The sequence below is a fragment of the Petrotoga halophila DSM 16923 genome (assembly GCF_002924615.1).
The window spans coordinates 20,440-32,202 of the sequence record NZ_JALY01000059.1 but is presented as its reverse complement, the minus strand read 5'-3'; the positions used below and the strand labels follow the sequence as shown (position 1 = coordinate 32,202).

The following is an 11,763-nucleotide window of genomic DNA, read 5'->3' as shown; positions in this document are numbered from 1 at the left end:
AATTGGTAAACTTGGTTTTAAATAGTTTAAAAGAAAAAGGTATCATAAAATGCCATTTGTTTGTTTATTATGAGAATGAAATTGGTAAGGCATTTTGGGAAAAAACAGGGTGGTACAAGCGCGACGATCTGATAATTTATTCAAGGGATATTAAATAAGTCAAGGATTTCTATTCATCACGGGGTTTCTCATAAATAAACCGTTTGCCTTTTCCACCATGACTATCATAAGAAAGGTTAATATAGTTAAATAAAGGGGATATAACCTTATATTGAAATATTCTTGCAAAAATCCGAACAAAGGTGGCATAAGGGTTGTTCCAAGGTATGCAGATGCCATCTGTACCCCTATAATGGAATGTGATACATCCTTACCAAAATTAGTTGGTGTTGAATGTATCAAACTTGGATAGATCGGTGCACAACCTAAACCTATAAGAATAAGGCCTATAAATGCCGTATAATTGCTGAAAGGAAAAATCAATAGTAACAATCCTAAAATTATGATTCCTTGTCCTAGACGTACCATGTTTTTATTATTCATTTTAAATGTTATAAATCCAGATATAAACCTTCCTATTGTGATTCCGAAATAAAATGAAGCAGCCCATTTAGCCGCTGTTTCAGCAGCTATACCTCTATTTAGTACTAAATAACTTGCCGCCCACAATCCAGTAGTTGCCTCTAATGCACAATAAGAGAAAAAAGCGATCATTATAGACATTGCCCCAGGCAAAGCAAAAACCTCTCTGAAAGAATAATTTTTGTATTCTTCTTCCTTGGCTTTGTTATCTGTTTTTTTCTCTTTCCACAGTGGCAAAGTAAAAATAAGTACCATGGTTAAAGCAATCTGAATTAACGAAATAGTAAAATATCCAGAATTCCATTTAAAACCGTTAGTTAATAATATTCCCATAATGTATGGACCAAGTGTAGCTCCAACTCCCCAAAAGCAATGTAACCAGTTCATGTGTCTAGCTTTGTAATGTAGGGCAACAAAATTGTTAAGTGCTGCATCAACGCTTCCTGCACCTAAACCGTAAGGTATCCCCCACAAACACAAATGCCAAAATGTATTTGATATAGAAAAACCAAACAATGCTATAGCAGTCATTCCAACGCTTATGGCGGTTAGTTTTCCAGTTCCAAGTTTACGAATAGACTTACCGCTGAACAATGTTGAAATAATAGTTCCTCCAGAGATAATCATCGATATAATTCCTGCATACGATACAGGCACGTTTAATGTCTCATACATGCTTGGCCATGCTGAGCCTAAAAGAGTATCCGGTAATCCAAGACTGATGAATGAAATATAGATAATCACTAGTAAGATAGAATACATGCTAAAATCTCTCCGTTGATTTAAATTTGAATAAGTTTTAAAGGTTAAATAAGCATTTTTGGTGATTGATTAGATTTACAGATTTAATCTTAAATTTTGAAAATGCTTTTTGCTAAAACGCATTCCATAAAAACACAAAAATAAATATACATCCCCAAGCATTTCCTGTGATTTCTCTTACCATTAGCATACCATAAATAATGATAATTACAGATAACAATTGGCCCTTATGTGTGACAATTGGTATCCAAATCATTTTTAGTAGCTTATGTCTTTTGGACCAGCAAGTATCTATAGATCTTTGCTTTGTCCGAAAACTCTTTCAAACACATTGACAAAATTTGATATGATGTATATAATAGTATCATATCAAATAATTTTGATATGAGGTGATATCTTGGCAACTGTTTATGATGAACAGGCAAAGGTATTTAAAGCGTTTTGCGATGAAACACGTCTGCGAATACTCCAGCTACTTCGCACCGGTGAAAAGTGTGCATGTGTTTTGCAAGAACAGCTGAACTTGGGGCAGTCGGGACTTTCCTACCACATGAAAATTCTGGTTGAATCAGGCGTTGTGGAGAGCAGGAAGGAGGGGAAATGGACGTACTACACAATTAGTGAAAAAGGTAGTGCCTATGCGGCTACTTTGCTTAAAAGGCTGACAACTCCTAAAGCGATTGCTAAAGAAAGCAATTGCTGCAAAAACAAGCCATCTAATAAGAATTTTAAAACGGAAAAACACATCAAAATTATTTGATATTGACGTTATTTTATTGAAAGTGGCGCATGCACAGTTTGGATGGAGAAGTTATCTCTTATACCAAGATCTTAGAAGTCGAAGAGGTCCTATAGATTTTGCAAAAAATCCAATAGAATTTGAAGGGTGGTTATATGAAAAAAAGCGAAAATACAGGGATCAGTTTTTTTGAAAAATATCTCACGGTGTGGGTTATCTTGTGCATGATTGCAGGTGTACTGATTGGTAGATTCCTCCCTGGAATTCCTGCGTTTCTAGGACGCTTCGAGTATGCCAATGTATCCATTCCGATTGCCATACTCATCTGGCTCATGATCTATCCCATGATGCTGAAGGTCGATTTTCAAAGCATTAAAAACGTGGGCAAAAATCCAAAAGGGCTGTTTGTAACATGGGTGACGAACTGGCTCATCAAGCCTTTCACGATGTTCGGAATTGCCTGGTTGTTTTTCTTTGTGATTTTCAAAGCACTTATCCCTGCGGAGCTAGCTAAGGAGTATCTGGCAGGGGCCATACTTTTGGGAGCTGCACCTTGTACTGCAATGGTGTTCGTATGGAGCCATTTGACAAATGGCAATGCAGCATATACTGTTGTGCAGGTTGCAACTAATGATTTGATTATCCTTGTTGCTTTCACTCCGATCGTAGCATTTCTGCTTGGTGTAGGAGGTGTATTTATTCCATGGGACACCTTGATTCTGTCGGTAATTTTGTTCGTTGTTATTCCACTTGTAGGCGGCGTAATGACTAGGAACTATATAATCCACAAGCATGGTTTGGAATATCTTCAGAACCAATTTATCCCGAAGTTTGGAAATGTCACGACCATCGGCCTTCTTTTAACATTAGTCATCATTTTTTCATTCCAGGGTGATGTTATTCTCAACAACCCTTTACACATAATTTTGATTGCAATACCTCTGATCATACAGACATTCCTTGTTTTTTTCATTGCTTATTTTTCAAGTAAGGCATTAAAGTTGCCGCATGATATTGCAGCACCAGCTAGTATGATCGGTGCGTCAAATTTCTTTGAACTTGCTGTTGCTGTTGCAATCTCTCTTTTCGGTACACAAAGTCCTGCCGCCCTTGCCACAATAGTTGGAGTTCTAACTGAAGTGCCGGTTATGTTGATGCTCGTAAAGATTGCAAATAATACAAAAGAATGGTTCAAGTATGCATAAACCAAAGGTTGATTTATATAGTTTCATAACTCTTATAAGAGATATTAGATTACCGAAAGGGAAGTTATCTATTGATTAAAGAAATCAATCTCTATCAGATTACTCTCTGAATCAGCAATATAAGAAGTTGGTTGCCTCCCAAAGGACGGTAGCTGGTTCACAAATTGCATCAAATAAAATCATGTTTTTTGAGCTAAAGTTTTTCCTTGAGTTTGGCAATTACAAAATGGCCGGCATTTTAAAGCAATCATGCATGAATTTGTGCGCCGGCATGTGCGAGCGATGAAAGTCTGCTGTGGCCCACCTCTGGGGTGTTAGCTGTTTAGTTCCATATCGAATACCTACATTTTTTTCCTTGTCTCCTTTCAAAAAGAGTCAAGGATATGATATCATTAGTTTGCCGTGTTGTGCAAACAAACATCTTTTCAAAAAAGAGATTTTTGTTTTCGGGGAGTTTGAGGGGGGGTTACCCCCTCAAAGACCCGAATTATGATCTAACCAATCTTTTTTCACAGATATTTTATATGGTCTAGCATTCTTTAACATCGATTTTAAGCGCTTTCAAAATTATTGAAAGTGCTAAGTCTAAATAAGGGGGGAGTTACAGTTATGGATAAAGCTTACGAATGGGTACCATTTTACGAGGCACTTGCCAATAAACTACTGGAATATAACGACAAGCGAAGTGAATTATTCAAATTAATGAAAAACCTTGCATCGCATCAACCACTGATGAAGTATTTTCACTTTGAACGTGAAGAATTGTGGGGACCTCGTAATCATAGAATCGATCCTTTTTCCGTAATGAGTGTTTTGAACCGTGGGATAACGAATGAAAATCGTACAAAGTTGGCTGAGGTTTTTGCAAACGCATTTAAAGTAACGTTGCCTGTGCCTACGAATTTTAATGGAATCCCTACTTTTAACAACATCAAATCTTTCTTTGATGAGGGAATAGACGAATTGTGGGATTTGTTCGTTTCAGCTATAAAATCCGCTGAAACGAACACATTCACAGATGATTTTAAGAATGCTTTCAAAAAAGCTATAGCCATTAAGGGCAATGGTCTTGCTTCTATCACGATAGGATTGTTCTGGATTAGGCCCAATGTCTTTATGCCTTTGGATACTTATTCACGAAAGTTTGTTTTTGAACGTTATGGAATAGTTGTTCCAAAGGGAGATTTTAGCGGTGATGATTATGTGGAATTTCTGAATACCTTGAAGAATAAAATTAATGAAGACTCGCCTAACCTTACGTTTCCGGAGTTGTTGTATAATGCATGGAGTAAGAAAGGTAAAAATCCTCAGTTAAAATCAACTGAATTGATAACAGATAATCAACGCACAATGCAGGGTAAGTCGACTTCAAACGAAGACTCACCTAATCTTAAGTTTCTAGAGTTGTCGTATAATGCAAAGAGTGAGGAAGGTAAAAATCCTCATGCAGAATCACCTGAATCGATAACAGATAATCGACGCACATCACAGGGTGATTCGACCTCAAATGATGGAATATGGGCAAAAAATAAAAATATAATTCTCTATGGACCTCCGGGAACTGGGAAAACTTATAGTACCATACAATATGCTGTTGCTATTATCGAGGATAAGCCACTCTCCGAAGTGAAATCTGAAGATTACCAAGAAGTGTTTAAACGCTATTTAAAGTATAAAGATGCCGGACTAATAGCTTTTGTTACGTTTCATCAGTCGTTCAGCTATGAGGAGTTTATTGAGGGAATACGGCCCGTAGTATCTTCGGATGAAAATGGGGAATCTACAGGAGGGATTGAATACGTGATACAAGACGGGGTTTTCAAATTATTTTGCAATAAAGCTGGAACACCTATAAGAGCGGATGACACAAGCTTGGATCTGGGCATTGGTAAAAACCCCACAGTTTGGAAGGTTACTCTTAAAGGTGCTGGAGACAATCAAATTCGAACTGAATGTATGGAGAATGGTCATATTCGTATCGGGTGGGATGGTTACGGCGAAATCACATCTGATGCTACTGATTATACGCAATACGATGATAACCCCATTCTCAATGCTTTTTACAACAAGATGCAAATTGGTGATATTGTTATGTCTTGCTATTCAAGTAGAACAATCGATGCTATTGGTGTTATTACTGGCGAGCCAGAATGGCATGATGAATATCCTGAGTACAAAAGGTTGCGAAAGGTAAAATGGCTTGTAAAAGGTATTAATGAAGATATTGTTGATTTCAATGCTGGAAAAATCTTGAATGGTTTATCTGTAGCTAAGTTATCAGTTTCAGCAACAGACGCTGTGCAAATACTCAGAAAGGTCAACCCTAACCTATTTGATCAGAACGTAAAAATTCCAAATCGTGTCTTTATTATTGATGAAATCAATCGAGGGAATATCTCAAAAATTTTTGGGGAATTGATTACACTCATCGAGCCTTCAAAGCGTATCGGAGCTTTTGAAGAGCTACGTGCTACACTACCTTACTCTCGCCAGGATTTTGGTGTACCAGACAACGTCTTCATAATAGGTACAATGAACACAGCCGATCGTTCTATTGCAATGATAGACACTGCTTTACGTCGTCGGTTTGAATTCGTCGAAATGAAGCCTGATACTGATAAACTTAAAGGTGTCCGGGTTAAGAATATCGATATTTCAAACATGCTTGACATTATAAACAAGCGTATAATAGTATTGCTCGATCGCGAACACACCATAGGGCATTCCTATTTGTTGCCGCTCAAAACAGACCCAACGATTGAAACCCTTGCCGCAATTTTTCAAAAAAGAATAATTCCTTTATTGCAAGAGTATTTCTACGACGATTATGAGAAAATTCAGCTTGTGTTGGGTGACAATCAGAAGACTGATGATACTACCCGATTTATCGTGAAAAAGAGAGTTGATAATAAGCTGTTTGGAAACACAGATGTTGATTTTCCAGAATATTATGAGATAAACAACGAAGCTTTTTTGAGGATTGAGGCCTATGCCTTCTTACGCTAAAACCTATACTATAACGGAATACGGAGGGTTTACGCGTGGTATAAAGTCTTACGGTTATCAGGCGTTGTCTGAAAAAACATTTGATGCTCTTGAAGCTTTTATTCTTGCTAACAATACTGATACTGGGACTGATGCAGTCCAACTACTATCTCTTTCTGTTCGACACAGTGTTGGCAAAATTATAACTGCTAAAAATTACGTTGGACTAATTAAGATGTCAGATGGTACAGTCATAGAGATTCTTCCGAAAATCGTAGGGGACGGCGTTACCGAGGGCGACACAAAGCGGATTTTTCTTGAGATGTTAAAAACTTTAAAAGTCGTGACATTTAAGGACTTAAATGTTTCAAACCTCCAAACCGACCGCTTGAACCTTCTTGAAATATTTATAAAGATGTTCCTTGACGAAGTTACAATACTAACGAAGCAAGGGTTGAAAGCTGCTTACACGCCAGTCGAAGCAAATGAACGGTATTTTAAAGGGAAGCTACTGGCTTCCCAGAATATTAAAAACAATCTAGTTGACAAGGGACGATTTTTTGTTTGCTATGAAGACTTCAATATTAACAGACCTGAGAACCGTCTAATCAAGTCCACTCTCCGATTTTTGCGAAATACTACGAATGATGCGCGTAATCGACAAAATGCCACTAGGTTACTAACTTTCTTTGATGGTGTAGAATATTCCACAAATATTGATTCTGACTTCTCAAAATGCTTTCTTGATCGTAGTATGTCTCACTATAGCAAGGCCCTTTCCTGGTGTCGTGTTTTATTGAAAGGAAACAGTTTCACCGCATTTGCAGGAAATGAGGTTGCAATTGCTCTTCTATTCCCTATGGAAAAGTTGTTCGAAAGTTTTGTTGCTGCAAAATTTCGCAGACATATTGGTAGCGGTGTTAACTTGCGGACACAAGATGTGAGATATAGTTTATTTGATACTCCTGTCCGCGCTTTTTCACTTCGTCCCGACATTGTGTTGGAATTTGAAGGACGCATAGTCATTGTTGATACCAAGTGGAAATTACTTTCAGACGATGCCCAAAACATAGGTATTTCACAATCCGATATGTACCAGATGTATGCTTATGGGAAAAAATATCAAGCAGACAGAATTGTCTTGTTGTATCCTTATTCCGATGCTGTAAATAATACAAATATCACATATGTTTCCAACGACCATATAGAGGTTGACATTGAATTCGTTGATCTGAAAAATTCTGATCGCAGTATCACCCAACTATTAGCCAAGTTAAGAATGCCATTCACCGTTTGATGTTCGTGAGTTAGACAGTTGAGAAACGATTTTTCAGTACACCAAACGTAAGAAGTGATTTTGAAAGCATAAAACATCTCTTTTTTTGATTTAGTGACACTTTTGAAAAAAACAGGAAGTAAAAAATGCTTTTTGCAATTGTTCACGCCTATTTTAGAATTCTTGCGATTTTGTAACTGTTAAACTCAGGAAAAAGCAAACTCCTGGGTAATTCCCTGAATTTTAATATCAATTTTATAACGCTTCCACTGCTCGCAGCCAAGATTGAGCTATAAGTGCATGCCCAGTGGGTGATGGATGTACGCCATCGGGTAGCCAATAGGCAGGATCCCTTTGTGTTGCTGCCTGAGCAAATATACCATCTAATGGTATAAACAAGGCGTTGAATTCTCTGGCTAGCTTACGCACGGCGTGTATTTTGGGATCTAAGTCCTCTCTCCATTTGGCTTGATCTTCTATCACAGGCAAAACAAAGGGTTCACATATTATCAGGTTGGCATTCAGTTGCGTTTTCACTTCTTGCAAAATATAACGATAATCTGACTCAAATTTTTCTACCGATGTTGGGTCATTGTTATCATAACGCCGCCAGCAGTCATTAATACCGATGAGTATTGATATCCAAGTTGGTTTTAAGTCTATGCAGTCCCTCATCCAACGTTCCTTTAAATCTTTCACTCTGTTACCGCTTACCCCTTTGTTTATAAACCTGAAGTTTTTTGAAGGAAGTGCAGCTGATAACCATGATGCCGTTATCATAGGATAACCCAATCCTAGGTCAGCATCATTGTTATAATCTCGACCTGCATCGGTTATACTGTCACCTTGAAATAAGATTATTGCATTGTCTTCTATAAGCATCTTAAACACTCCTAGTTTAATATGTATAGATGTGAAGCTTAAAAATAGTACTAAAAACCTGCCATAAGTATTAATTACATTCATTTTAACAAGAAAATTGCAATAAAAAATTCCTGAATTATTCCAAAACCTGTATCTCATCTCCAGGACGTATATATCCGCCTTTTATTACCTTTGTGAACACTCCTTCCAAGGGCATAGCGCACCTACCCACTTGTTCAAAGATTGCACATTTTGTATGACATTTTTTGCCTATCTGAGAGATTTCCATTATTGTCTCGCCTATCTTAAGCTTTGTCCCGACAGGATATTTATATAAATCTATACCCTCTGTCGTGAGGTTCTCGGCAAATTTTCCGGCACTAAGACCCTCGATGCCCAATGCAGCAATCTTATCGATACTTTCCTGCCCTAAAAGGCTCACTTGTCTATGCCATTCTCCAGCATGGGCATCTCCCATCAGACCGTGATTTTCCTTGAAATATCCCAAAGGTATTGGTTCCTTTATCACTCCCTTTTTTTGGCTTATATTAACTGCCGTAACCCTTGCCATATCCTATTCCTCCTTTTATAATTTACGGATATGAAACTTAAAAAGGTGGTGAAAAGTGGTTCTCAATTTTTTGGCTTTACAAAGATTTAAATGTCAAAGGTTCCGTTTATTGCTTGCTATAGTAAAACAAGAAAAGTATTTTTAGAATTCACTGAAATTTGGCGACTATAGAAATATAGAGATGTATTAGAATAGTTAACTCACCTTTGTCATCAATACTACTGATTCGACATGGTCAGTGTGAGGGAACATATCTACCAGATGAAAACCTGAGATTGTATAGAGATCGGATAATTCTTTTAAATTGGGTATTAGAGTTTTAGGGTTGCATGAGATATAGATAATTTTATTAAATTGCTGGGTTTTTATGAATTTTATAAGATTTGGGTGTAATCCAGCCCTTGGTGGGTCAACTACTATATAATCAGGTTTTTCGATGCCGCTTTGTTGTTTAACAAAATCTTTTACATCCTCATTTACGAACTCTACGTTTTTGATATTATTTAATATGGCGTTTTGCTTAGCTGCCTCTACCGCTTCTTTTACAATTTCTATTCCATAGACTTTTTTTGCCTTATTTGAGAGTAATAGGGATATTGTGCCCGTTCCAGAATAAAAGTCATATACAACATCTGAATTTTCTGCATAAGATAACGCAGTTTGGTATAAGACCTCTGCTCCCTTTGTGTTTGTTTGAAAGAAAGAGAAAGGGCCAATTTTGAAAGTTAAATTCAAAATTTTTTCGTAAAAATAATCTCTGCCGTATAATATTTCCATTTCATCTGCTTTGACAACGTTGGCTTTAGATTCAGTCTTACTTTGAATTATGGAAACGATATTTCCTTTTAAGTTAGTGTTCAACATTCCTTCTTTCCATGCTACTACTTCTTGATAGTAAGTATTATCTAAGGAAGTTACCAAGTTTAAAAGTATTTCCCCAGTTTTTAATCCTTTTCTGATTCCCAAATTTCTAAGAAAACCAGAGTGGTTCTTGTAATTTCTAAAAGGTATGTTCTTTTTTAAGAAAAATTCTCTTGTTTGCCAAACGATACTGTTGAAATCATCATCCACTAGTTTACAGTCTTTTGTGTAATAGACATCGAATTTCTTACCTTTTCCTCTTAATCCCAAAACAAGAGAACCATCTTTGTATTCGTTTCCAAAAGAGTATTCCATTTTGTTTCTGTATTCATATATATCCACAGAAGGCGTAATACCATGATAATTATTGGGCTTTATTTGATATTGATCAAACAACGAAAGAACGCTTTTTTCTTTTATTTTTAGTTGTTCTTCGTAACTTATATTCAATTTACTACATCCACCACATTTTTCGAAAACTGAACATATCCGCATTTTATAGCTCCCTTTTTTATAATCAAAAAATACCCCCGAACAATTCAATTTTAACACTTTTCGGGGGTAAATGGTTTTTTACTTTAACCTTATTTAAAGAAGAGGGCTAATAACTAATTATACTTTCTTCCATACCATCCATTTGGTCTAAATATTTTGTCAAATCATCTTCATTCCCTGAAACCGCTTCAAAGTGATGGTATGAATCAACATCAGGATACCATGAAGCGTTCCAGCCTTCTAAACCTGATAAATCTGGTATTTCATACTCATATGAATCTGCACTTCCCAACCAACCAGAGGATAATACTATCATCCAAACTATCGTCCAATCACTATTTGCTAAAGAGGTATTGTAAAATCTCAATTCATGATTGCTGATTTGTGGATCATACTGATTCCAGGTGAATGTATTGTCAGAAAAAGTAGGTGTTGCCCAGTTAGTAGAAGGTAGCGTATTCAAAGTTTCAATATCAGACGGATAGTTTGTAAATTTTGTAAATAATCTATAGACTGAGTTTTCTGAATTATAATGACTTAAACTTAATGCATATAAGTCATCTGAACTTGAAAGAGATTGAGGGATTTTTACCTGAGAATTATCTTCGAACCAAGTAAATATTGGGGTTGTTCCACCCACTAACAAACTCCCCCATGCGTCTGCATCGTTTATGGTGGTTGTAGCAATGTATGTTGTGAAGTCTGTAAAGTCAGACCATGAAATGTTTTCGATTTCAGTACCAGCTGCTATTGATCTATCTCTGTCTATATATATTTTTGAAAAATCTTCATTTTGATCTCCGGCTAAAATTACCAAATCATAGGTGCCAGGAATCGCTTCTAGTTGGAATATTAAATCATCCACAGTACTAAACCATGGAAATCCATGACCTATACCGTAAAATGTGCCAGCACTTTTCCCTATAAAATCATTTCCAAAATTCAAATTTAATGTAGCATCAAAAGTATCTGGCCAATACTCGAAGATTATTGGTACTTCTTTTCCTTCTGTGGTGTTGAGATTCATTACTTGAATGTCGTAGTTAAATTCCTCATTCCAAGGGTCATACCATTCGTTGACAGCATAGATGCTAAAATTTCCATCAGCTGATTCAGGGGTAAAAGTATACACACCGTTGGTTGAACTTAGTTTTGTCCAGGTTCCATCTTTCCCATCTTGATAAGCTAAAAACTCCACACTTTCTCGAACAAGTCCAATAAACGTGTTTATAACTACTTGATTGGTTATGTCATCTCCGTTGCCATCTCCATCGATTGGTAAAGTTGCGCAACTTACAAAGAGCAAACCGATCGCTAAGATCATAAAGAACATGCTTAATTTCCTCATTTAAAATCCTCTCCTTTTATAAAAAGTTGTTTAATAGATTTTAGTAAAGAGATCTAAAAAAAATCTAAAACAACT

The 11,763-nt window shown here is 36.6% G+C and carries 9 protein-coding genes; 4 read left to right on the top strand and 5 right to left on the bottom strand.

The window, feature by feature from the left end; genetic code table 11:
• Positions 1–159: 159 nt before the first annotated feature.
• A complete protein-coding gene (locus tag AA81_RS02985; RefSeq protein WP_103898153.1) occupies positions 160–1,344 on the bottom strand; it encodes an MFS transporter in 1,185 nt (394 codons plus the stop codon).
• Between the two features lie 397 nt (positions 1,345–1,741).
• Here AA81_RS02985 and AA81_RS02980 point away from each other — a divergent pair, with 397 nt between their 5' ends.
• The 4 genes from AA81_RS02980 to AA81_RS02965 all read left to right on the top strand — a co-directional run bounded on the left by AA81_RS02980 (position 1,742) and on the right by AA81_RS02965 (position 7,570).
• Positions 1,742–2,104 carry an ArsR/SmtB family transcription factor gene (locus AA81_RS02980; protein WP_103898152.1) on the top strand — a complete coding sequence of 121 codons (363 nt, stop codon included), beginning with the start codon at positions 1,742–1,744 and terminating at the stop codon, positions 2,102–2,104.
• 134 nt (positions 2,105–2,238) lie between these two features.
• Complete coding sequence (gene arsB / locus AA81_RS02975) at positions 2,239–3,288, top strand: ACR3 family arsenite efflux transporter (protein ID WP_103898155.1); 1,050 nt, start codon at positions 2,239–2,241, stop codon at positions 3,286–3,288.
• A gap of 609 nt (positions 3,289–3,897) precedes the next feature.
• A complete protein-coding gene (locus AA81_RS02970; RefSeq protein ID WP_245863396.1) occupies positions 3,898–6,294 on the top strand; it encodes a DUF8426 domain-containing protein in 2,397 nt (798 codons plus the stop codon).
• Positions 6,278–7,570: an McrC family protein gene (locus tag AA81_RS02965; RefSeq protein ID WP_103898151.1), complete on the top strand. Its 1,293-nt coding sequence runs from the start codon at positions 6,278–6,280 to the stop codon at positions 7,568–7,570. The genes AA81_RS02970 and AA81_RS02965 overlap by 17 nt, the downstream gene beginning before the upstream one ends.
• 234 nt (positions 7,571–7,804) lie before the next feature.
• Here the strand turns inward: AA81_RS02965 and AA81_RS02960 are convergent, their stop codons facing one another.
• From AA81_RS02960 to AA81_RS02945, 4 genes are all read right to left on the bottom strand, one after another.
• On the bottom strand, positions 7,805–8,431 hold the full coding sequence (locus AA81_RS02960; RefSeq protein ID WP_103898150.1) for an SGNH/GDSL hydrolase family protein: 627 nt from the start codon (positions 8,429–8,431) through the stop codon (positions 7,805–7,807).
• A 118-nt stretch (positions 8,432–8,549) separates the two neighbouring features.
• Positions 8,550–8,984 (bottom strand): MOSC domain-containing protein, encoded by a 435-nt coding sequence (locus tag AA81_RS02955; protein ID WP_103898149.1) that lies wholly within the window; start codon positions 8,982–8,984, stop codon positions 8,550–8,552.
• A gap of 195 nt (positions 8,985–9,179) precedes the next feature.
• Positions 9,180–10,340 carry a 23S rRNA (uracil(1939)-C(5))-methyltransferase RlmD gene (rlmD, locus tag AA81_RS02950; protein ID WP_103898148.1) on the bottom strand — a complete coding sequence of 387 codons (1,161 nt, stop codon included), beginning with the start codon at positions 10,338–10,340 and terminating at the stop codon, positions 9,180–9,182.
• 106 nt (positions 10,341–10,446) lie between these two features.
• Complete coding sequence (locus AA81_RS02945; RefSeq protein ID WP_103898147.1) at positions 10,447–11,688, bottom strand: hypothetical protein; 1,242 nt, start codon at positions 11,686–11,688, stop codon at positions 10,447–10,449.
• Between the last annotated feature and the right edge of the window lie 75 nt (positions 11,689–11,763).